Raw genomic sequence first — 20,897 nt, 5'->3', positions numbered from 1 at the left:
CAGGGTAAAATACCCATTTCGTCCTAACGCGGCTGTGGCCGGGTGTGACCAAATGGACGCCTTTGCATCGCCGCTGCTCGCCGACCACCGCTATGTTCGCCTGTTCTTGCAGTCTTCGTGCCGTTCCGCATCGAATGCGTGCTTTCCCCTCGCGGCCCATAGGTCCCGCGCATGCTCGCCCTCACGGTTCTGCAGCTCGGCGCCGATCCAAAGCAGCGCGCCGTAGATGATAGCGCGATCGTCATTGGTGAGCTCGACAACGCCCGCCTTGACGACGAGGCCACCGAGTTCAATCAGATGTCGGGTGCGCTTGCGGCGCTCGACCTGCCACGTCCTCATGTCATTGCGAGCCTGTGACGCTTGCTGTCGATTGTGGGCTGCCCGGTTGTGCTGGAGTGCTGCGAAGGTTGCGCTGAGATGCCGGAGCAATTCGCCGGGACCTGCTCTCGAAAAACATCGCCCCACGCTTGGCCCATGCCTCACGCTTTGAGGTGTCTTTCGTTTCGGCGATTGCGACCAACGCGCCAGCCAGTTCGTCGGTACTCAGTGCATCGGCCCCGGTGGCAATCACCAGTTCACCGAGTTGCTGAACCTTGCGCGTTTTGAGTTCGCGCGCCTTGTCTTCCAGCGCCTTCAGTTCCGCGTCGAAATCCCGTGGTTTACGCATGGCTGTCTCCATCTGATGTCGATGCCGCGATGATAGGGGAGCGCCTGCCGGAAGGCTTCAGGGTTGCCGAGACAGCCCGGGACGGGCTGGTCCATCCCGAGATTTTTTCGAGGGAGGGCGCGCTTATACGTCGTGCCGACGTACGCTTTGACGTGCAAATGATCTGGTCGCTATGGCGATCTATCATCTTCATGTCAAAGTCATTGGCCGCAAGGCAGGGAGCAGTGCCGTGGCGTCGGCCGCATATCGCTCGGCCTCGCGGTTGCGTGACGAGCGGATCGAGCGAACGCATGACTTCTCGGCCAAGCGCGGCGTCATCCATTCCGAGGTCTTGCTGCCGGAGAATGCGCCCGAGGCCTGGAGTGACCGCAAACGGCTGTGGAACGACGTCGAAGCCTTTGAGGTGAGGAAGGATGCGCAGCTTGCCCGAGAGGTGGAGTTTGCCCTGCCGCGTGAACTCAGCCAGCCGCAAGGCATCGAACTGGCGCGCGACTTCGTGCAAGCCGAGTTTGTCAGCCGAGGCATGGTTGCCGATCTCAATGTGCATTGGGACAGGGCAGAGGATGGTAGTCCCAAGCCGCATGCTCATGTCATGCTCACCATGCGGTCCGTGGATGAAAACGGCTTTGGCGCAAAGGTGCGAGACTGGAACCAGACTGAATTGGTCGAGCACTGGCGCGAGCGATGGGCGGAGCTTGCCAATGAGCGGCTTGCCGAACTCGACATCGATGCCCGCATCGATCATCGCAGTCTGGAAGCGCAGGGCATTGCCCTGGAGCCGCAGACCCAGATCGGTGCGCCGGCGCATCGCATCGAGGGCGGTGGCCTCGAGGGTGCCGGCATTGAAGCGGATCGCGCCGAACTGCACCGCGAGATCGCGCACAACAATGGCGCGCGGATTATTGCGGATCCTAACCTGGCGCTAGACGCGATCACGCATCAGCAATCGACCTTCACCCGAAAAGACATTGCGAAGTTCTCGCATCGTCACAGCGACGGGATGGAGCAGTTCAATGAGGTCATGGGCGCGATCGGTAATGCGCCCGATCTAGTCGAACTCGGCAAGGACGGACGCGGTGAAGATCGCTTCACCACCCGGCAGATGATCGAGACCGAACAGCGCCTGCATCGCGCGGCAGAGCGCATGGTACGGGAGGAGCGTCATGCGGTGAGTGATGTTGTTCGAGAGGCGGCATTGGCGCGCGCAAAGCAGCGCGGCCTGGTCCTGTCAGATGAGCAGGCCGATGCGCTCGACCACATCACCGATGGCCGCGGTCTTGGTGTCGTCGTCGGCTTTGCCGGTACAGGCAAGAGCGCCATGCTGGGCGTTGCACGCCAGGCTTGGGCGGCAGCCGGCTATGAGGTTAAAGGGGCGGCACTCTCTGGCGTCGCGGCTGAGAATCTCGAGGGCGGATCGGGAATTCCCTCGCGCACAATCGCCAGCCTGGAACATGGTTGGGGGCAGGGTCGCGATCTGCTCACCGCCCGTGATGTCCTGGTGATCGATGAAGCCGGCATGGTCGGCACGCGCCAGTTGGAGCGCGTGCTCTCCCATGCGGCGGACGCTGGCGCAAAGGTCGTCCTCGTTGGCGATCCCCGGCAGTTGCAGGCGATCGAAGCCGGCGCCGCATTCCGCTCGATCCATGAGCGTCAGGGCGGCGTCGAAATCGGCCAGGTGCGCCGGCAGCGCGAAGACTGGCAGCGCGAGGCCACGCGCGATCTGGCAACCGGCAGAATCGGCGCTGCGATCGGCGCCTATGACGACAGAGGCATGGTGCATCAGGCCGCAACGCGGGACGAGGCGCGTAGCGATCTGGTCGAGTGCTGGGATCGCGACAGGCAGGCAGAACCTGAGGCAAGCCGGATCATCCTCACCCACACAAACGATGAAGTGCGCGCACTCAACCAGGTAGCGCGCGAGCGCATGCGCGCTGCGGGAGATCTCGGCGACGATGTTCAGATGGAGGTCGAGCGCGGCGCAAGAAACTTCGCACGCGGCGACCGCATCGTGTTCCTGCGCAACGAGCGTGGGCTCGGCGTCAAGAATGGAACTCTCGGCATCGTGGAAGAAGTCAGCACTCAGAGCATGACGGCTCGCACCGACGACGGCAGGTCGGTGCGCTTCGACCTGAAAGACTATGCCCACATCGACCACGGCTATGCCGCAACCATCCACAAGGCGCAGGGCATGACCGTCGACCGGACCCATGTGCTGGCAACGCCGAGCATGGATGCCCATGGCAGCTACGTTGCCCTGTCGCGGCACCGCGACGGAATGGAACTGCATTACGGCAGCGACGACTTCGCGACACGAGACCGGCTCGTCCGCACGCTGTCGCGCGACCGCGCGAAAGACATGGCGTCGGACTACGACCAGGTCGACCCGGCGCGACACTATGCCGAGCGGCGCGGCATCACATTTCGCGAGCGCGTGGGCGAGATCGTGCGCCGGATCGTTCCGGAGAAGCTGCGCGACAGGATCGGCGGGCTGCTCGACGGGTTGCGCCCACCTTCAGAGGCGGAGCCCGGACAAGAGCGTGGGCAAGGGCCGGAAAGGGGGTGCGGTGGAACGCAGCGCGGCGATGTCGGCGCCGCACCTGGAAGAGAAGCGGCCGCCAGGGCTGCGCAGCGCGAGGGGAATGCTTCGGTGGATTCGGAGGCGGCGTTGCGCAGCGCTCGCACCAAGGCGCTTGTTCGTCACGCGCGCGCGCTCGACGCGATGTCGCACAACGCAAATGCGGACGGGCAGGGCAGTCCCGACCAGCTGCGCGAATTGAGGGATGCCCGTAACGCTTTCGAGAAGGTTCGGCCTCATGGCTGGCGCGATGCCGAAGCGGCTTATGTGAAAAATCCCGAACTTGTCCGCGAGGCGGGGGCCGGTCGCGTCAGCCGCATCGTGCTTGCTCTCCAGCTTGAAACGGAAATCCGCACCGGGATGGACCTCGATCCCGGCCGCCGCGCCGACCGTTTCGTGGAACGTTGGCAGAAGCTCCACCATACGGGACAGGAGCAATATCAGGCCGGCGACATGTCCGGTTACAAATCAACGCGCTCGGCCATGTCCGATATGGCCAAGAGCCTCGAACGCGATCCTCAACTCGAATCCCTGCTGGCAAATCGCAAACGCGAGCTTGGCATCAACGTGGAGTCGGGTGGCCGCCTGGGCGCGGAACTCGCCTTCAGCCATGGCGTCGGTAAAGGGCGGGGCATTGGGATCTAAGGCATGCCGATTTGCCGCCGTTTCCGCTCCGTAGGTCGCCGAGACGACAAACCTGATTTGCCTCCGGCATGGGTTCGTCCTGTCTGTCCAGCAGAAATCAACAAGAACCAGCGAGGTGCAGGCAGTTATGTCCGAGCCGGATCGTATCATACGCCTCAAAACCGTCCTTGCCCGGACCGGCCTGTCCCGCTCAACCATCTATCGCAAGATCGCCGAAGGCACGTTCCCGGCTCAGATCAAGATAAGCGTCAATGGCGCCGGTTGGCGTGAATCCGACGTCAATCGATGGGTCGGCGATCCAGTTGCATGGCGAAGAGAGCGTCAATTCTGATTGCGAGACAGACGAACGCCAGGGCCGCCGCCATTCTGGAACGAATTCTATGCCAACGGCTTCAAAGCGCGGGCCGAGATGGTCGAGCAGCGTGTCGGCGATCTGTCCGTCGTGTGCCTGCCCGGCGGCCGGGCCTAGCCAGATCGGGGGCGCTTGCGCAACGGCGACGGCGTAGATCTTGGTCGTGAGCCCGCCTCGGAAGCGACCGAGACAATGATCCATCCCCCCTTTGCCGTCGCGGCCTGTTGATGAGCATGCTGTCGATCGATTGGATGTCGCCGCCATGGGCGGCGGTGATGGCGTCCATCGTCCGATCCCAGATACCTGCTTTCCGCCAACTCACGAAGCGGTTGCAGCAGGTGGTGCGTGGCTCATCGCGTTCCGGTAAATCCCGCCACGGCGCACCGGATCGAAGCACTCAGAAAGATGCCGTCAAGCACGCGGCGATCATCGACGCGCGGAATACCTCGTGGCTTGTTGGGCAACGGTGGCTCGATCACGCGCCACTCGAAATCGGTCAGGTCATATCGGCTCATGCCGATGCTGAATCACAATCGCGGCATTATTTGAAGCCCGCTCGAAGGGGGCCCGTAGCCTTGTGGTGATTGAGGTGATGCCCCAAGGTATTCGCGGAGATGGGTGTCCGCAGGCGATCACGATGAGCCTGGCCACGGATGCGTCCCCGATGACGCAATGCACTACGACCCTGGTAAATTACCCAAGGGACACGCCGACTGGCTCATAGCCTTGCTATTGTGAGCAATCGCCGCGTCCGAGTGGCTGGGGGTCGAAGGGGGCCACAGTCCATTGCATCTTCCCCGAGGCCGAATCATACCCAACAGCTTCAAGGCCGGTGGAAGGCATCATCAAAAACATACATAACTCGCTTGGCTAATCGGTGGGTCTTGGTGGCCTCCTCTATGGTTGTATTTCGATTGCCAGCGTGAGCAAATTCATGTCGCCAGTCGAGGATCTGCTCATAAGAAGCTTCTATGTTTTTGCCTGTCCGCGCCAAAATGGCCTGCTTCTTAAGCGACAGCCTCGAATTGAACCGCGTTCTTATATCCGGATCAAATATGTCGCAGTATTTCTTTAGATCCTTCACGGCCACCCGGCTGTTTATTTTATTGTAGCTTCGCCGGGCGTAGCCCCCAAACGCCGTGTGGTGCCTATTGGCAAATTCGTACAAGATTTCTTTCACGCACGTTTCATACGTCGCTGCCATCGCAACGACCAAAAGCCCTGCTAAATCAGCACGAAATCGCACAGTGCGATATGCCGAATCTACCGGCACCAACCCGTTTATTTCGCTGATAAGATCATCGATCTTTGAGAAATGAACGTCGAGGTCAGACCGGGACATTTTTGAGGAGGCCCTTGGCCCGCTTGATCCTCTCCCTTACGGTCAACGTATCGGTTGTTGCTCCCCGCAAGTATCTTTCAAAATCTGCGTTAGCGGCGAGCTCTGCGTACCGTGCCTTGAGGTCGGCTGCGGTGATTGCCGGATTTTCCAAGAGCGCGACCATAACCCCTTCCAGCATTGCCGCATTGATAACACCACGCGGCCTAAACGGGCGAGCAAGGTTATCCGCGACCACGGCGACTGCTTGCGGAAAGCGACTTTTGAACCGCGCCGCCCTTTCACTAGCAAAATCCTTATTAGCGTCCATTTGGTTATTTAGATATTTCAACATTGGTTTCTCATATGTCGGCCAGATCTCAAACAATGTAAAAAGCCGTAGGATTATCTCAACATCTTTCTGATTTTTGTCAGCATACGGTATACCGAGGATTTTGCGCCATTTAGGATTATCGTTCAGCGCTTTAAGCTCGTCGACGATCTTCCCGCGATATACGGCATTTCTGATTTCTTGCGGCTTTAGCTGGGTGCCGCCGGTGTTCAGGCGCTGAAAAATGTGAAATACGCTGTCATTTCGAAGACTAGGTTTCAGCTGCTTGATGTGAATAGCCCGAAGCGACGTGTTTCTGATGCGTCGCTGATCGCGCGTGGATAGCTCAGCGAATGTCTTACCGTTATATTCAGACCGCTCGGACAGTCCCTTCAATTTAAAGACATGCCTCCGATTTTGTGCATCAGGCTCGCCAAAATATCCCTCGAAGAAATATTTCACGGACATTATACGTTGTTGGCCGTCAATTATCTCAAGCCGATCGTCGTCATTGACGTAAAGAAAGACTTGAGGAACTGGGAGGCCCATCAAGAATGATTCGATAAGGCGAGATGCTTGTTCGATTTTCCAGACGTATTTGCGCTGATAAAATGGGACGATAATGTCCCCCTGTTGCACCTTATTCGCCAAGAGTTCCAAGGTAGGATCAGCCGGGGAAACCGAAATGTCGAATTCGACAAAAGGCGTTTCGTCCCCTTCATCTTCGGTTTTCAACTCGTCGTCGTCGCCAACGCCAACTTCTTCAACTGTCATTTTGCTACCCCTCTGGAGGGCGCCAACATCCAGAGTTCGAGCAACTTAGTCAATCCGATGTAGCAATCTAGTTCTTTGATCTCTCGTTGGTCAGGGTCGCCGCAATTGGACGCCCGGATGATTGCCGTTCGTGAATTCCACACCTTCGGCCTCTAGAACGGAACGGATTTTGTCCTGGGTTTCAGCAGATACCGCAGCGACGCGCTCGCTGTCGCTCTCACAGCGTTTTACTGTAGGAATAGAAACGCCGGCCCGTTTGGCAAGCTCCGATTGTGATAGGCCGATCAAGGCTCGGGCCGCCCGCATTTGTGCTGCTGTCACCAATTTCTGTTGATCCCTTTAGATCATTGCGCTATGATCCAAAGGTATCAGTGGATACCCTTGGCCTGTTGTCGGGGGGCGGCTAGACGCGGTGTTGACGCACCATGCCTAGCCTGACCACGCCAAAGCTGTCTGGAGCTCGGATCATGGCTGATTCCGACAATACCACGACTTTGCCTTTCGTCATCGGTTGGCAAGGCGACAAGCAGAACGGTCCCGAACGGCAGGCAATAGACCCGGCTTTAGGCCTGTGGAGCGGGTGGCAACAAGCTCGATATGCCTCGTTGCTATTGTGTCGGTTGCAGCAACGTTTGGAAGCACGAGTGATGGCCAATACCGGAATTCCGGCATTGACCTCAGGCGAATCCGCATCTTGGCAGATATCGGTGGCCGCGTCGGAGGCGAGCGCCGAATATGCGGTGGCTCGCGAGGCAGAGGTATTTGCCATGACCAAGGCGCTCAAATTTCAGGATGCTATCCCCAGCGTTGCTGCTCTGTCACTCGCTGGGATCATTGCAAAGCTGGACATGATTGTCGGTGCCGATCGGGACATCGGCGATCCTACGGATTTCCCATGGCCGCACATTGCGTCCGTATTGCGCGACCTCAAGGCACTTGCGGGCGATCTGCCAGTCTATCGACCGGACCGCACCACTACCCGAGCTGACGTGGCGCGGCATTGGAACGAAGCCGGCAAGCTCGTGACGGCGCTTTCGGAGGATTCCCAGCGGAATGCGTCTCTCTTGTGAATTTCTAGCCGCCGTAGGCGCGAGCTCGCAGCCAATGGGCACCTCTATCGTGGGGAATGGTGCAGACTGGAGCAGGTTGGAAAGTTCGGCGACGCCCCGCAACGAGCTTCGTGACATACCCACTGGGGAAATCGCATCGCCATCTAGGCTCGTTAAGTTGACCCCTGACCGATTTCTACGCTGGGGCATGCCAATTGCGCGATTGATGGAACGGGTCTCTTTGCTCGTCGCTGGTCATCGTGATGCTAGCTCTCGTGAAGCCGGCACCGGACACAGGCAATGGTTCTTCCCTCATCGAAACCGCCGCTGCGGTAGCGCCGGAAGAGCTTCGCAAAGCCATGCTTGAATTCGTCGAAGCGCTTGCCATCGCTGATGCCAGGCGTGATCATCTCGTCGCTATCGACTCTTCGATTGGCGGAAATTCCGAGATTGGTTCAGATCATGCCCAGAAGGCTCCCAAGATATGATGCGAGCCGCTATCTACGCTCGTTTCTCGACCGAGCTCCAAAACGAAAAGTCCACCGAAGACCAAATTGCCCTTTGCCGCGCTTATGCCGTTCGCAACGGTCTAAACGTCGTTGCCGTCTATGAGGACAAGGCGCGCTCAGGAGCGTCGCTATTCGGTCGCGACGGGCTCCTGACCTTGATGGAGGCGGCAGGCCAAAAAACCTTTGATACGATAGTCGTGGAAGCGCTTGACCGCCTGTCGCGCGATATGGCGGATCTCTCGGGTCTTCACAAACGGCTCTCCTTTCTCGGTATCGAAATCCAGGCTGTTCATGATGGCATCGCCGATGCGGTCCTCATTGGTATTCGTGGATTAGTCGGCCAAATGCAGAGGGAGGATGGCGCCAAGAAGGTTCGGAGGGGTATGGCCGGCGTCGTCCGTGACGGCCGTCATGCCGGAGGCAGAGCCTACGGCTATCGACCCGTCTTGGGTCGCCCTGGTGAACTTGAGGTCGTCGAAGCGGAGGCAGAAGTCGTCCGGCGTATATTTGACGGATATTCAGCCGGTCGAACCCCACGAGACCTAGCTGGTGAGCTTAACGGGGAGGGGATACCGCCGCCGCGGGGAACACGCTGGAACGGTTCCACGATCAACGGAAATGCGCAACGCGGGGTGGGACTGCTTTTTAACGAACTCTACGTTGGTCAGATCGTCTGGAACAAAGTACGAATGGTGAAGAACCCAGATACAGGCAAGCGCGTCTCCAGGCCAAATCCAAGGGATCAATGGCAGACGAAAGAAGTTGCGCATTTGCGCATTGTCGATGAAAAAGTTTGGCGGAAGGCACAGGCACTCAAGGCCGCGAGGGTGAATGCATCCTCTCATATCAAGCGCCGCCCGGCACATCTGTTATCCGGTCTGCTTCGTTGCGGCATCTGCGGGGCGGGCATGTCTGTCCACGATCGTGATAAGACGGGCAAAACGCGTATCAGGTGCTCCGCAGTTCGTGAAAGCGGGAGCTGTTCCAACCGGCGCATTATTTACCTACCCGAGATCGAGAAGGCTGTCCTCGACGGCATGCGCCAGCAGTTGAACGCGCCCGACCTGATCCAGGCATACATACGAAAATACAACCAAGAGCGCCGAGAATTGGCGGCACAGGCGAACTCGATACGCGCAGCGCTGCAAGGCAAGCGCGATCGGATAGAAGGCGAACGGCAGCGCACCATCGATCTTGTGATCAGGAGCGTGATTGCTGAAGAGGATGCCAAGCAGCGGATCGCAGAACTCAAGGCACAGCTTTCTCTGATGGAGGCACAACTCTGCAGTCTCGATGAGCCACCATCAACCGTGGCACTCCACCCAGCCACCCTGCAGCGGTATACCAAAACCGTCGATTGCCTTTCAAAGGCGTTGGCGGACCACGCGACTGCTGCAGATGACCGTGGCCCACTCATCCAAAACTTCCGGGAGCTTGTTCACAGCGTTACGGTGCACCCAAAACCTGCACGCAAAGGCTTCGAGATCGAGGTCAAGGGCAAGCTCGCCGCCCTGATTGGCGGAGCCCCGTTCCCTACCGCGCGGTACACTGGCAAGCCCGCCCCATTGGGCGCCGGCTACGGTGCGGCCGTCGGAGACGATAGTGGGTGTGAAGTGGTAGCGGGAGAGGGACTTGAACCCCCGACCCCAGGATTATGATTCCCGTGCTCTAACCAACTGAGCTACCCCGCCAGGGTGGCAAATGGCCCGAAAAACCGTCCTGGACGGATGGGTTGTTTCAAGGCGTTCGCCAAGGTCGCGCGGATATAAGGTTGGGAGGGTGGGCCTGTCAAGCTTCGAAGCGGCCGACATGCGGGCATAATCCGGCCCTCATGATCTCATCCCAGAAAAGCTTTGCCGGACAGACACTCAGGGCCTGCCCCGGGGTTGAGTTCGGCGGGGCACGTCGTTATGTCTCGGCCAAGAAATTCTAGAGTTGAGCGAATGAAGCCGCGCATCGCCGTCCTCGGTTGCGGATACTGGGGCAGCAACCATATCCGCACCCTCAAGGCGCTTGGCGCGCTCCATGCCGTTTCCGACGCCAACCGCGCCCGCGCCGAAGGTTTCGCCAGCGAGCAGGATTGCCTGGCAATCGAGCCGGACAGGCTGTTCGAGCGCAACGACATCGACGCCATCGTCATGGCGCTGCCGCCGCAATTCCATGCCGACACCGCGGTGCGGGCCGTCGAAAGCGGCAAGGACGTGCTGGTGGAAAAGCCAATCGCGCTGACGGTCGCCGATGCCGAGCGCGCGGTGAAGGCGGCAAAGGACAATGGCCGCATCTTCATGGTCGGCCATGTGTTGCGCTTTCATCCCGCATTCGAGACGCTCAAGGCGCTGATCGACAATGGCGAGCTCGGCGAGGTGCGCTACATCCATTCGCACCGGCTCGGCCTCGGCAAGTTTCATACCGAGAACGACGCTCTCTGGGACCTTGCGCCGCACGATTTGTCGATGATCCTCGCCATCACCGGCACCGAGCCGATCGAAGTGAGGGGCGAGGGGGCAGCACTTCTCGACAATCTCAGCGACTTCGCGCATCTGCATATGCGCTTCCCGAACGGATTGCGCAGCCATCTCTTCGCCTCGCGACTCAATCCCTATCGCGAGCGGCGGCTGACGGTCGTCGGCACCAAGGCGATGGCGGTGTTCGACGACGTCGAGCCCTGGGAGCGCAAGCTTGCCGTCTACCGCCACGCAGTATGGCAGGACAGCGGCCAGTGGGCCTTCACCGCCAACGAACCTGCCTATGTGGCCGTCGGCGAGGGCATGCCGCTGACGCGCGAGCTTGCCCATTTCATGCAATGCATCGAGACGCGCGCCGAACCGCGCACCGACGGCGAGGAAGCGATAAGGGTGCTGCGCATCCTGACCGCCGGCACAGTGATCCACACCGGCTCGTCTGCATAAAGCAATCAGATCGAGAATTTACTCAGCGGGAATCTGCGCCGGCCTGGCCGCCAGCCGGGACAGCATGGCCTCGGCCTCGGCGCCGCGCTCGGAGCGCTCGATGAAGCCGCCGCCGAAGACGCGCGCCTCATTGCCGTCGTCGGAATAGAGCACGCAGGCCTGCCCCGGCGCGATGCCCGACTCCCCGTCGGCCAGTTCGACGGAGGTCACGCCGTCGCGATGATGCAGCACGGCCGGACGCGGCGGCCTGGTCGAGCGGACCTTGGCGAAGAGCTCGATCCCGCCGGCCGGAACATCGGACAACAGTCCGTCGCCCAGCCAGTTCATGTTGCGCAGATAGATCTTGTGCGTCTCCAGCGCTTCGCGCGGGCCGACGATGACGCGCGCGCGGTCGGCGTCAAGATGGACAACATAGAGCGGCTCGCCAGAGGCGATGCCGATGCCGCGGCGCTGGCCGATCGTGTAGCGCAGGATGCCTTCATGGCGGCCGAGCACGCGGCCGTCGATATGGACGATGTCGCCAGGATTGGCGGCGGCCGGCTTCAGCCTGGCGATGATGTCGGAATACTTGCCTTGGGGCACGAAGCAGATGTCCTGGCTGTCCTGCTTGGCGGCGACGGTCAGGCCCATTTCCTCGGCAATGGCGCGGACCTGCGGCTTCGACAGGCCGCCGAGCGGAAAGCGCAGATAATCGATCTGCGCCTGCGTGGTGGCAAACAGGAAATAGCTCTGGTCGCGATCGGCGTCGACCGGCCGGTAAAGCGCACGGTGCGCGCCATTGGCGCGCGAACGGATGTAATGGCCGGTGGCCAAGGCGTCGGCGCCGAGATCCTGAGCGGTCGCCAAAAGATCGGCAAACTTCACAGTCTGGTTGCAGGACACGCAAGGGATGGGGGTCTCGCCGGCGACATAGCTTTCGGCGAAGGGATCGATGACCGCCTTGCGGAAACGTTCCTCGTAGTCGAGCACGTAATGCGGGATGCCGAGCGTCTCCGAGACGCGACGCGCGTCATCAATATCCTGTCCGGCACAGCAGGAGCCGGCACGATGGGTGGCCGCGCCGTGGTCGTAAAGCTGCAGCGTCACACCGACGACATCATAGCCTTCGCGCTTGAGGATGCCGGCAACCACCGAGGAATCGACACCACCCGACATCGCGACGACGACGCGGGTTTCTTCGGGGCGGCGAGGGAGATCGAGGCTGTTCATGATGCTTTCACTGTGCGGCGCTCAATGCCAATGGCCGGAATATAGGTCAAGCGCCACGCATGCGCCAGCTTGCGGCCAAGACGAGTTCACCGGCAAAAATCAAGGCCCGGAGGCCGGTGTTTCAAATTCTAAACGAAATCCTAACCGGGCGTTCACGATCCTTACTTAGTCATTAGGGTTCGCTTAGGCAATTTTTAAAGCTGTGACGGTACTGTGGCGGGGATTGGGTCTTTGAGTTTTTAGTAGAGAGTACGATGACCGATCTGGTTAGACCTAGAGTCAAGTATGTTATTGGGCCCGACGGCAGCCCTCTTACGATCGCCGATCTGCCGCCGACAAACACGCGGCGCTGGGTTATCCGGCGCAAGGCGGAAGTGGTCGCCGCTGTACGCGGCGGCCTGCTCAGCCTTGAGGAAGCCTGCCAACGCTACAAGCTCACCACCGAAGAATTTCTCTCCTGGCAGGCATCGATCGACGAATACGGCCTTGCCGGGCTGCGCACCACGCGAATCCAGCAATACCGGCATTAAGCTGCCGGCCGAAAACGAGCAAGGGCGCGGGACTCCGCGCCCTTCGCTTTTGCAGCGGCCTTCCATTCAAACTGTCAGCACGACCTTTCCGATGGGTCGGGTCGCGAGGAAGGCATGGGCGGCCGCCGCCTGGTCGAGCGGGAAAGCTTTGGCCACATGCGGCATCAGCTTTTTGGCCTCGACCAGCCTGGCGAGTTCGGCGAGGCCCTCGCGATCAGGCACCACAGACATGCGTTCAACGCGGATGTTCCGCTCCTTGGCCTTCGCCCTGGTGGCGTCGTGTACGTCGAGCAGCGACACCAGAACGCCGCCGTCACGCAGCACTTCCAGCGACTTATCGGCGTGGTCGCCGCCGATCGGGTCCAGCACCAGATCGACATTGCCGACCTTCTCGGTGAAATCGTCCCTGGTGTAGTCGATCACCTCGTCGGCGCCGATCGAGCGGACATAGTCGGTTTTGTCCGGACTGGCGGTCGATGCCACCCAGGCGCCGCGCGCCTTGGCGATCTGCACCGCCAGATGGCCGACGCCGCCGGCGCCGGCGTGAACCAGCACGCGTTGTGCTGCCTGCAGGCCGCCATGGCGGACGAGGCCTTGCCAGGCCGTCAGCCCGGCCAGCGGCAATGCAGCCGCATGGGCATGGTCGATGGCGGCAGGTTTCGCGACGATCTCGTCCACCGGCGCCGCGGCGAGCTCGGCATAGGCGCCGGCCTGCTTGGGAAAGCGCGGCATGCCGAACACCTCGTCGCCGACCTTGAAGGCGGTCACGCCGCCTCCGAGCGCCGCGACGGTCCCGGAAATGTCCCAGCCAAGGATGAAAGGCGGTTCGCCGAGCAGCGGGTAGAACCCGCCGCGCACGGCGCCGTCGACCGGGTTGAGGCCCGCCGCCTTGACGCGGACGAGCACTGCACCGGGGCCGGGCTCGGGGTCGGGCTGCTCGGCCGCGAAAAGGACCTCGGGTCCGCCGACGGAAGTCTGGATAACGGCACGCATGAACGCCTCCTGTTCGAGTGGATGTGCCCGCTATCATTTGGATAGTAATATTCGATTGTCGAGTATGTACCTTTTGTATATATAGGCACCTCATGGATAGCGAAGACAGATCCCCCTGCGGCTACGACGCGTTCCGGCGCACCTGCCCGTCGCATACGGTGCTCGAGATGCTGGCCAGCAAATGGGTCTATCTCACCGTCTGCGCGCTGCGGCGCGGCCGGCTGCGCAATGGCGAGCTGGCGCGCAAGCTGGAGGGCATCACGCCCAAAATGCTGACTCAGACGCTGCGCGTGCTGGAGCGCGACGGCCTCGTGCGGCGCGAGGTGTTCGCGGTGATCCCGCCGCGCGTGGAGTACGAACTGACGGAGCTTGGGCGGAACCTTGCGGGATTGCTCAGCCAGATACGCTCCTGGGCGGAAGAGCATGCATCCGAAATCAAGGATGCCCGAACCCGGGCATCGGCCGATCACGGCGAGAAGGCCGCTATGCCGTGAAGACGGCGAGGACGATTTTTGGCGATTGCCAGCTCTGAGGATGCCGGCAGGTCTCCGGCATGGCCGCGATTATGCCCGGCGATCAGCCGATCATGGCGCTGCGGCCGCCCGTTTCTGCCTCGCGGATCTTGGTGTCGCGCGATTCCAGCATCTCTGCCTTGGACAGCTCCGCTTCAGCTTCGCCGAGTAATGATTCGGCGGTGCTTCGCTGCTGGGCGAGGTCACTTTGTGAATTCCTGAGGTTGTCGCGGCGCAAGCGGGCCGCCTTGGCGAAGGTCGGATAGGCGAAATGGTTGATGTCGGTGATGCCGGCCTTTTTCTCTTCGGCGATGATCTGCGCCTCCAGCTCGACGGCCATGCGCTCGAACTCGGCGATCATCATGTCCAGCTGCAAGAGCTGCCGCCGCTTCTCATTCACCTGAAACTGCTTCAGTCGAACGAGGTTTTCACGTGACTTCATGACTCGATACTCCGCAAACGCACACCTGCAATACCGTCCAGTCCGCCCGGAAAGACCTAAGCGCTGCCCGTTTCCCCCGGCTTTCCCTGGGCTATAGGAAACAAAGCCCTAAAGATTTTCGCCGGCGGTAACCATTCGTTTACGGGCATTGTTAATCATACGGGCGAGGACTTAAGGCCGGGTAAAAATTCCGGCGGCGGCGGGAAGCCCGGGCCAGCGAGTCCCTGGAGTCACTTAGGCTGACTTTTTAATGTGGTGCATTAGCGGTTTTGGTCTGTGATTCGTTATTAGATTCAAGTGGGTGTAGAAAGGGGTTAAAAAATCTGGTATCGTGGATGGCACGAAATTAGGATTTGTTAACCAGTCGGTGGCACCTTCTGTTCAGGCAATCACTGCTTCGGGTCCCGGACGGGTCGTGACACGGTCCGGCAGCAGAAAAGGGGAATGAAATGCGTGTTCTGCTGATTGAAGATGACAGTGCAACCGCACAGAGCATCGAACTGATGCTGAAGTCGGAGAGCTTCAACGTCTATACGACCGATCTCGGCGAAGAAGGTGTCGATCTCGGCAAGCTCTACGACTACGACATCATCCTTCTGGATCTCAATCTCCCCGATATGTCGGGCTATGAAGTCCTGCGCACGTTGCGCCTTTCCAAGGTCAAGACGCCAATCCTGATCCTCTCCGGCATGGCCGGCATCGAGGACAAGGTGCGCGGCCTGGGCTTCGGCGCCGACGACTATATGACCAAGCCCTTCCATAAGGACGAGCTGGTGGCGCGCATCCACGCGATCGTGCGCCGCTCCAAAGGGCATGCCCAGTCGGTCATCACCACCGGCGACCTTGTGGTCAATCTCGACGCCAAGACGGTCGAGGTCGGCGGTCAGCGCGTGCACCTGACCGGCAAGGAATATCAGATGCTGGAGCTGCTCTCGCTGCGCAAGGGCACGACGCTCACCAAGGAAATGTTCCTCAACCATCTCTATGGCGGTATGGACGAGCCGGAGCTGAAGATCATCGACGTCTTCATCTGCAAGCTGCGCAAGAAACTCGACGCGGCGTCCGGCGGTCAGAACTACATCGAAACGGTGTGGGGCCGCGGCTATGTGCTGCGCGAGCCGGAAGATATTCGCGTCAGCGCATAAGCCATCCCAGCGATTCGAACGAAAAACCCGGCTCAGGCCGGGTTTTTGCTTGAGCGCATAAGCGATCCAGGTGATTCGAACGAAAAACCCGGCTCAGGCCGGGTTTTTGCTTGAAAACGGTTCCGGCGAATCAGGCGGCTATCTTCAGGACGCGAAAGCTTTCGAGCAGTTGCGCACGGTTGAAGGGCTTCAGCAGATAGCCTTGGGCGCCGGCGCGCTTGGCGCGCATGATCGCCGCGACGTCGACCTCGACCAGCGAGACCAGGATCTGCGGCTTGATGGGCGCTTCGATAGCACGGATGCGGCGAATAAGGTCCACGGCCGGGACGTCGGCAAGACCACCGTCGATGACGATGACATCGGGCATGTCGCCGGCGCAAATGTCGGTCGCCTCGACTCCGGTCGAGGCCTCGACGACAATCATGTCCGAGCCGCCAAGAATGCGTTTTGCGACCTTCCTGATGACGCTCGAATCATCGACGAACAGGCAGCGCTTCATGTCCGGGTCCTCTTTGCCATCTGCCGAACCGCAATCTCGGGGTGGCCGCAAACCACCATAGGCCAATCTGGTAAAGAAGCCGAAAAGCCGCTAGGTAAAGTTTTTCCAAACACGGTATCGCGCGGCCTTGGCCCCGCAGCGCGATTACCTGGATCGCGGCTGGCATTGCTCAATCTGCGCCGCCGGCAAAAATATCAGCAACAAGAGATACTTCGGTTTTTCTTAAGCAGCCGTCAGCACGATCTCCTCGGCGGTCGCGTGGATCGAGATCGTCATATTGGCCTCGCGCGCCAGAAGCAGCGTATAATAGGGCTGGACCGAATGGGCGTCGATCGGCTCCTCCGGCTTGTGGCCGGAATGCAGCTCGAGGAATTTCGGCGGCACGCGCAGCATCGGGCCACTGGCCGACAGCGAAAAACGCGGCTCGGTTTCGAGACTTTCCAGCGTGACCACCAGCTTGCCGCCGCGCGGTATGGCCGCGTTGGCGACGAGAATGAGGTTGAGCAGCAGCTTGACCTTGTTCTTAGGAAGCAGCGCACGGGGGCCGTTCCACAGCAGTTCCGGCTTTTCGTTCTTCAAGAAAGCGATGGCCACGGCCTCGGCATCGCCCGTGTCGATCATCATGCCGGCGGAACCCGCGGCGCCGAAGGCGATGCGGGCAAACTGCAATCGCGCCGAAGCGTTCTTGGCGCTCTGGCGAATAAGTTTCATGGCGTCTTCGTCGGCGCCGCCTTCGTCGAGCAGCTCGAGGCCGTTGTTGATTGCGCCGACCGGCGAAATGATGTCGTGGCAGACACGGCTGCAAAGCAGCGCGGCGAGATCTGGCGCGGAAAGGGTGAAAAGCTCGGCCATCGGCGAAATCCCTGCTTAAGTCATTTGTTCATGGCCGAGCGACGGTTTCGCGCTTGCCCACACGAATCACGCTCTTTTCCAAGGCTTTCTGAATACACAGGGCCCGAGCGCGCATCAACAAATCCAAAATCATCGACGGCGAAAATGGTGTGTTTCGCGGGGGAAACCCGCCGCAGCGGCAAAAGCACAGCCTTCGAACCGCCATCTTCGTGTGGGAGCTTAATGGTTGAAAAAGGATTACGGCATAATTTGCCCGTGATAGCCACCCCGAACGGCCGGCAAGAGCCGCAGGGGTGCGAGGCGTCGGCGAAAGTGCTCCCTGACGGAGATTGGAAGCATGTTTTCCCGATACTACGACCGGACGTTCGTCCGCGTCCTCACCATGACCATCACACTCCTGGCGGCTTTGGTCCTTTCGACCTCGGCGTCGCGGGCTCAGCAGTACACCGCTCAGGAAATCGTCGATTCCGGTCATAAATTCTTCGGCGAGACATCCGGCGGCCTGGCCACCGTCGTCGAGAAGATCTTCGCCTCCTACGGCCTGCCCAATGGCTACCTGCTCGGCGAGGAAGGATCCGGCGCCCTGATCGGCGGCCTGACCTATGGCGAGGGGACACTCTACACCAAGAACGCCGGCGACCATAAGGTGTTCTGGCAAGGTCCTTCGCTCGGCTGGGATTTCGGCGGCGAGGGGTCCCGGGTGATGATGCTGGTCTATAACCTCGACGACATCAGCAGCCTTTATAACCGCTTTGGCGGCGTCGCCGGCTCCGCCTATGTCATCGCCGGCGTCGGCTTCAACGTGCTGCAGAGCAACCGGGTGCTGCTCGTGCCGATCCGCACCGGCGTCGGTGCGCGTCTGGGAGTCAATCTCGGCTATCTGAAGCTCACCGAAAGGCCGACCTGGAACCCGTTCTGATCGGATTGCGCTCGCTACGATCGCTCGGACAGTGCTGATCGCGCCGCGGCAAGCTCTTGCCGCCGCGTTGAATTTCCGCCATGCCAAGCTGGCACGATCCAGCGATTGCCGCGCCGTAAAGTGGATAGCACGCCTTGGTCCAGTCGGTTCTGTTCTTCGTACTCGGTTTCCTTTGCGCCGTTTTTCTGGCGTCGCTGGTCGCGCCGGCGGTCTGGCGGCGGGCCGTTGTCCTGACGCGCAGGCGCCTCGAGGCTTCGCTGCCGCTGACGCCGGCCGAAATCCAGGCGGACAAGGACCGGGTGCGGGCGGAATATGCCATGACGACGCGCCGGCTGGAGATAACCGTCAAGAACCTTCAGGAAAAGGTCGCTGAGCAACTGGTGGAGATCGGCCGCGCGAACGAGGCTTTGAAGGGGCTCGCGGTTGAAAGAAAGGAAAAGAATCAGGCGCTTTCCGACCTGCAGGCCAAGAATGCGGAGCTCAGGCAGCGCGAGGAAGAGTTGCACCGCTTGGCGGAGAAGCACGCGCAGACGGAGCGGGCGTTGGAGAAGCGCGCGCTGGAGCTGCAGAAGCTCGAGCAGATGTATGACGACGCTAGCTTCTCGTCCTCGAACCGGCAGATCGAGCTGGTTGCCCGCGAATCGGAGCTGGAAAAGCTGGCCAGTGACATCGCGTTGCTCAAAGGCCAGCGCAGGGAGGCGGACCGACGCAATCAGGAGGTCGCGTCGGAGAGCAAGGCCGCCCGAGAAGCGCTGAAGGCGGAGAAGAAGAAAACGGCCGAGCTCGACAAGAAGGTCGAGCGGCTGCTCGCGACGCTTGCCGACCGTGAGGAAAAGCTCGACCGCCGCGAGAAGGATCTCGCCCGAATGCGCGAACGTTCGAAGGAGAGCGCTGCAAACGGCGTTGCGCGGCTGGCTGCCGGAACGGACGCGAAAGGCGACGATGTCGATAAGGCAATCGCCAGGCTCGAGGGCGATCGGGAACGGCTGGAGGCGAGGCTGACGGCGCTGGCGCGTGAGAACAAGCGGCTGAAGACCGATCTTGCCGCCGCCACGGGGGCGGCAATGCCCGAATCGGCGGGCGACGCACGCCCCGGTGCCGGCCTCCGCGAACAAATGAACGAGCTGGCAGCCGAGGTGGTCAATCTGACGATGAAGCTCGATGGGCCGGACTCGCCTATCGCCAAGGCCCTGGCGGGCGAGGGGCAGCAGAACGGGCGCGGCGTCAGCCTTGCCGATCGCGTGAGGGCGTTGCAGAAGGCCGGCCCGTCCAACTGAGGTGTGTTGGTATTCAGGTGAGGCCGGCGGTGCTCACGTACTTTAAGTACGCTCCGCTCCGGTTCTCGGAAGCCACCATTTCGACTCGGCCTGACCTGAATCTCAACACACCTCAAAGCGTTGCAGCTGTTCGGGCTCTCCAGGTCGAGACCGCTAGTCTAGCGGTTTGAAAAGTGATGCAGGGCGATGGCCGACGCGGCGGCGACGTTCAGGCTGTCGAAACCTTCCGCCATGGCGATCTTCACCGTATGCAACCGGGCAAGCAGATCCCGCGGCAGGCCTTCGCCTTCGGTGCCGAGGTAAAGCGCCAGGCGCGCCGATCGCTCCGCGGCGCGGATGTCGACGTTTCCGCGTGGCGATAGTGCGAACTGGGCGAAGCCAAGCCGATCGAGGGTCGCGGTGAACGTTCCGGTGTCGCCGAATGACGCGAAGGGAACCTTCAGCGCCGCACCGACGGAAACACGGATTGCCTTGCGGTAGAGCGGATCGCAGCACGTCTGGTCGAGCAGCACCGCGTCCGCGCCGAAGGCCGCCGCATTGCGGAAGATCGCGCCCATATTATCGTGATTGGATATGCCGACCAGGACGACGGCCAAGGCACGCCGGGGCAAGGTTTCCACCAGAATCTCGGCGGGCGCCGGATCGCCGCGCAAGCCGATCGCCAGGATGCCGCGGTGCATGTGGAAGCCGGCGATCCGGTCCATGACCTCGCTGGCGGCGACATGGACCGGAAACCCCGGGGGCGCCTTGCGCAAGATGTCCTGCACGCCAGCCAGCCTGTTTTCGAGGATGAGAGCAGACTCGGCGGCGAAGCGTCCGCTCGACAGAAGAAGGTCCAGCACGACCTTGCCTTCGGCGACGAAGCGGCCATGCCGGCCGACGAGGTCGCGCTCGCGGATGTCGAGATAGGCGGCGACGCGCGGGTCCCGAGGATCGTCGATGGGGATAAGGTTCATGCAAATCTCGTCGGCAAAAATTGCCAGCGAGGTAAGGGGCTTTGGATGGCGCGGGTCAAGCCCCGGCGCGGCGCAACCGATAGGCCATCTGTGAAAGGTCGCCGTCGCCGAAAATGCCTTCCAGCATGCGCAGCAATTCGCGCACCGCCTCGGATTTGCAGGAATAGTAAATCATCTGGCGGTCGCGCCGGGTCTCGACGAGATCGAGCGCCCTCAGCTTGGCGAGATGCTGCGACAGCGCGGACTGGCTGAGTTGCACCTTCTCGGCGATGGCGCCGACCGACATTTCATCGTCGATCAGGTGAGCCATGATCAGCAAGCGCTTTTCGTTGCCCATGAGCGTGAGAAAGGCGGCCGCCGATTCTGCATTGGCGATTAGCTTATTTGAGATCATAGATCCCCCAAGGGTCCTGGCTCATCCAGACGCCAGGGGG

At 60.8% G+C, this 20,897-nt stretch carries 23 protein-coding genes, 1 tRNA gene and 2 pseudogenes; 11 read left to right on the top strand and 15 right to left on the bottom strand.

What is annotated here, in order from left to right:
* Nucleotides 1-90: 90 nt before the first annotated feature.
* Together LB525_RS02555 and LB525_RS02550 are read right to left on the bottom strand one after the other, a co-directional pair.
* Entirely contained in the window at nucleotides 91-339 is a 249-nt protein-coding gene (locus LB525_RS02555) for a conjugal transfer protein TraD (protein ID WP_224543265.1), read from the bottom strand.
* Nucleotide 340: 1 nt separating this feature from the next.
* On the bottom strand, nucleotides 341-667 hold the full coding sequence (locus LB525_RS02550) for a conjugal transfer protein TraD (RefSeq protein ID WP_224543263.1): 327 nt from the start codon (nucleotides 665-667) through the stop codon (nucleotides 341-343).
* 172 nt (nucleotides 668-839) lie between these two features.
* Between LB525_RS02550 and traA the strand changes: the two genes are divergently transcribed.
* Nucleotides 840-3,887, top strand: a complete 3,048-nt coding sequence (gene traA / locus LB525_RS02545; protein WP_224543262.1) for a Ti-type conjugative transfer relaxase TraA — start codon at nucleotides 840-842, stop codon at nucleotides 3,885-3,887.
* A gap of 127 nt (nucleotides 3,888-4,014) precedes the next feature.
* On the top strand, nucleotides 4,015-4,218 hold the full coding sequence (locus LB525_RS02540) for a helix-turn-helix transcriptional regulator (protein ID WP_224543261.1): 204 nt from the start codon (nucleotides 4,015-4,017) through the stop codon (nucleotides 4,216-4,218).
* A gap of 72 nt (nucleotides 4,219-4,290) precedes the next feature.
* On the opposite strand, the pseudogene LB525_RS02535 reads toward LB525_RS02540, so the two are convergent.
* The 4 genes and pseudogenes from LB525_RS02535 to LB525_RS02520 form a co-directional block, all read right to left on the bottom strand.
* Nucleotides 4,291-4,754 (bottom strand): annotated as a pseudogene (locus tag LB525_RS02535) (IS5 family transposase); the annotation flags it as partial.
* A 308-nt stretch (nucleotides 4,755-5,062) separates the two neighbouring features.
* Entirely contained in the window at nucleotides 5,063-5,581 is a 519-nt protein-coding gene (locus LB525_RS02530; RefSeq protein WP_224543260.1) for a HEPN domain-containing protein, read from the bottom strand.
* Nucleotides 5,568-6,662: a DUF262 domain-containing protein gene (locus LB525_RS02525; protein WP_224543259.1), complete on the bottom strand. Its 1,095-nt coding sequence runs from the start codon at nucleotides 6,660-6,662 to the stop codon at nucleotides 5,568-5,570. The genes LB525_RS02530 and LB525_RS02525 overlap by 14 nt, the downstream gene beginning before the upstream one ends.
* Before the next feature lie 90 nt (nucleotides 6,663-6,752).
* Entirely contained in the window at nucleotides 6,753-6,968 is a 216-nt protein-coding gene (locus LB525_RS02520; protein ID WP_224543534.1) for a multiprotein-bridging factor 1 family protein, read from the bottom strand.
* Nucleotides 6,969-7,129: 161 nt separating this feature from the next.
* Between LB525_RS02520 and LB525_RS02515 the strand changes: the two genes are divergently transcribed.
* From LB525_RS02515 to LB525_RS02505, 3 genes and pseudogenes are all read left to right on the top strand, one after another.
* Nucleotides 7,130-7,732: a hypothetical protein gene (locus LB525_RS02515; RefSeq protein ID WP_224543257.1), complete on the top strand. Its 603-nt coding sequence runs from the start codon at nucleotides 7,130-7,132 to the stop codon at nucleotides 7,730-7,732.
* Nucleotides 7,733-7,974: 242 nt separating this feature from the next.
* Entirely contained in the window at nucleotides 7,975-8,199 is a 225-nt protein-coding gene (locus LB525_RS02510) for a hypothetical protein (RefSeq protein ID WP_224543256.1), read from the top strand.
* Nucleotides 8,196-9,203: pseudogene (locus tag LB525_RS02505) on the top strand (recombinase family protein); the annotation flags it as partial. The gene LB525_RS02510 and the pseudogene LB525_RS02505, both read left to right, overlap by 4 nt.
* Before the next feature lie 21 nt (nucleotides 9,204-9,224).
* Here LB525_RS02505 and LB525_RS02500 read toward each other — a convergent pair.
* Both LB525_RS02500 and LB525_RS02495 read right to left on the bottom strand, forming a co-directional pair.
* Nucleotides 9,225-9,500, bottom strand: a complete 276-nt coding sequence (locus LB525_RS02500; RefSeq protein ID WP_224543255.1) for a hypothetical protein — start codon at nucleotides 9,498-9,500, stop codon at nucleotides 9,225-9,227.
* A 334-nt stretch (nucleotides 9,501-9,834) separates the two neighbouring features.
* Nucleotides 9,835-9,911, bottom strand: a tRNA-Met gene (locus LB525_RS02495).
* 252 nt (nucleotides 9,912-10,163) lie between these two features.
* Between LB525_RS02495 and LB525_RS02490 the strand changes: the two genes are divergently transcribed.
* The gene (locus tag LB525_RS02490) at nucleotides 10,164-11,129 is read left to right on the top strand and encodes a Gfo/Idh/MocA family protein (protein ID WP_224524457.1); all 966 of its coding nucleotides are present in this window, start codon (nucleotides 10,164-10,166) and stop codon (nucleotides 11,127-11,129) included.
* Nucleotides 11,130-11,147: 18 nt separating this feature from the next.
* On the opposite strand, the gene mnmA is transcribed toward LB525_RS02490, so the two are convergent.
* Nucleotides 11,148-12,338, bottom strand: coding sequence for a tRNA 2-thiouridine(34) synthase MnmA (mnmA, locus tag LB525_RS02485; RefSeq protein ID WP_224524460.1), 1,191 nt, complete (start codon nucleotides 12,336-12,338; stop codon nucleotides 11,148-11,150).
* Nucleotides 12,339-12,592: 254 nt separating this feature from the next.
* Between mnmA and LB525_RS02480 the strand changes: the two genes are divergently transcribed.
* On the top strand, nucleotides 12,593-12,868 hold the full coding sequence (locus LB525_RS02480) for a DUF1153 domain-containing protein (protein ID WP_006203587.1): 276 nt from the start codon (nucleotides 12,593-12,595) through the stop codon (nucleotides 12,866-12,868).
* 66 nt (nucleotides 12,869-12,934) lie between these two features.
* Here LB525_RS02480 and LB525_RS02475 read toward each other — a convergent pair whose 3' ends face one another.
* The gene (locus LB525_RS02475; protein ID WP_224543254.1) at nucleotides 12,935-13,861 is read right to left on the bottom strand and encodes an NADP-dependent oxidoreductase; all 927 of its coding nucleotides are present in this window, start codon (nucleotides 13,859-13,861) and stop codon (nucleotides 12,935-12,937) included.
* Nucleotides 13,862-13,953: 92 nt separating this feature from the next.
* Between LB525_RS02475 and LB525_RS02470 the strand changes: the two genes are divergently transcribed.
* Nucleotides 13,954-14,355 (top strand): winged helix-turn-helix transcriptional regulator, encoded by a 402-nt coding sequence (locus tag LB525_RS02470; protein WP_095766433.1) that lies wholly within the window; start codon nucleotides 13,954-13,956, stop codon nucleotides 14,353-14,355.
* A gap of 82 nt (nucleotides 14,356-14,437) precedes the next feature.
* Here the strand turns inward: LB525_RS02470 and LB525_RS02465 are convergent, their stop codons facing one another.
* Nucleotides 14,438-14,815 carry a flagellar export protein FliJ gene (locus LB525_RS02465; RefSeq protein WP_040989842.1) on the bottom strand — a complete coding sequence of 126 codons (378 nt, stop codon included), beginning with the start codon at nucleotides 14,813-14,815 and terminating at the stop codon, nucleotides 14,438-14,440.
* 449 nt (nucleotides 14,816-15,264) lie between these two features.
* Here LB525_RS02465 and ctrA point away from each other — a divergent pair, with 449 nt between their 5' ends.
* On the top strand, nucleotides 15,265-15,960 hold the full coding sequence (ctrA, locus tag LB525_RS02460) for a response regulator transcription factor CtrA (protein WP_006203583.1): 696 nt from the start codon (nucleotides 15,265-15,267) through the stop codon (nucleotides 15,958-15,960).
* A 130-nt stretch (nucleotides 15,961-16,090) separates the two neighbouring features.
* Here ctrA and LB525_RS02455 read toward each other — a convergent pair whose 3' ends face one another.
* Nucleotides 16,091-16,459, bottom strand: coding sequence for a response regulator (locus LB525_RS02455; protein ID WP_095766434.1), 369 nt, complete (start codon nucleotides 16,457-16,459; stop codon nucleotides 16,091-16,093).
* Nucleotides 16,460-16,681: 222 nt separating this feature from the next.
* A complete protein-coding gene (gene chpT, locus LB525_RS02450; RefSeq protein ID WP_095766435.1) occupies nucleotides 16,682-17,311 on the bottom strand; it encodes a histidine phosphotransferase ChpT in 630 nt (209 codons plus the stop codon).
* A gap of 382 nt (nucleotides 17,312-17,693) precedes the next feature.
* Here chpT and LB525_RS02445 point away from each other — a divergent pair, with 382 nt between their 5' ends.
* A complete protein-coding gene (locus LB525_RS02445) occupies nucleotides 17,694-18,230 on the top strand; it encodes a DUF1134 domain-containing protein (RefSeq protein ID WP_224514585.1) in 537 nt (178 codons plus the stop codon).
* A gap of 134 nt (nucleotides 18,231-18,364) precedes the next feature.
* Complete coding sequence (locus tag LB525_RS02440; protein ID WP_224543253.1) at nucleotides 18,365-19,507, top strand: hypothetical protein; 1,143 nt, start codon at nucleotides 18,365-18,367, stop codon at nucleotides 19,505-19,507.
* Between the two features lie 158 nt (nucleotides 19,508-19,665).
* Here LB525_RS02440 and LB525_RS02435 read toward each other — a convergent pair whose 3' ends face one another.
* Together LB525_RS02435 and LB525_RS02430 are read right to left on the bottom strand one after the other, a co-directional pair.
* Nucleotides 19,666-20,463, bottom strand: coding sequence for a TrmH family RNA methyltransferase (locus LB525_RS02435; protein WP_224543252.1), 798 nt, complete (start codon nucleotides 20,461-20,463; stop codon nucleotides 19,666-19,668).
* A gap of 55 nt (nucleotides 20,464-20,518) precedes the next feature.
* Nucleotides 20,519-20,857 carry an ArsR/SmtB family transcription factor gene (locus LB525_RS02430; RefSeq protein WP_095766438.1) on the bottom strand — a complete coding sequence of 113 codons (339 nt, stop codon included), beginning with the start codon at nucleotides 20,855-20,857 and terminating at the stop codon, nucleotides 20,519-20,521.
* Nucleotides 20,858-20,897: the final 40 nt, after the last annotated feature.

It is taken from the genome of Mesorhizobium sp. CA16 (assembly GCF_020165175.1).
In the GTDB taxonomy this organism is placed as follows: domain Bacteria; phylum Pseudomonadota; class Alphaproteobacteria; order Rhizobiales; family Rhizobiaceae; genus Mesorhizobium.
The sequence above is the reverse complement of the archived record's forward strand: the minus strand, read 5'-3'. Positions and strand labels throughout refer to the sequence as shown.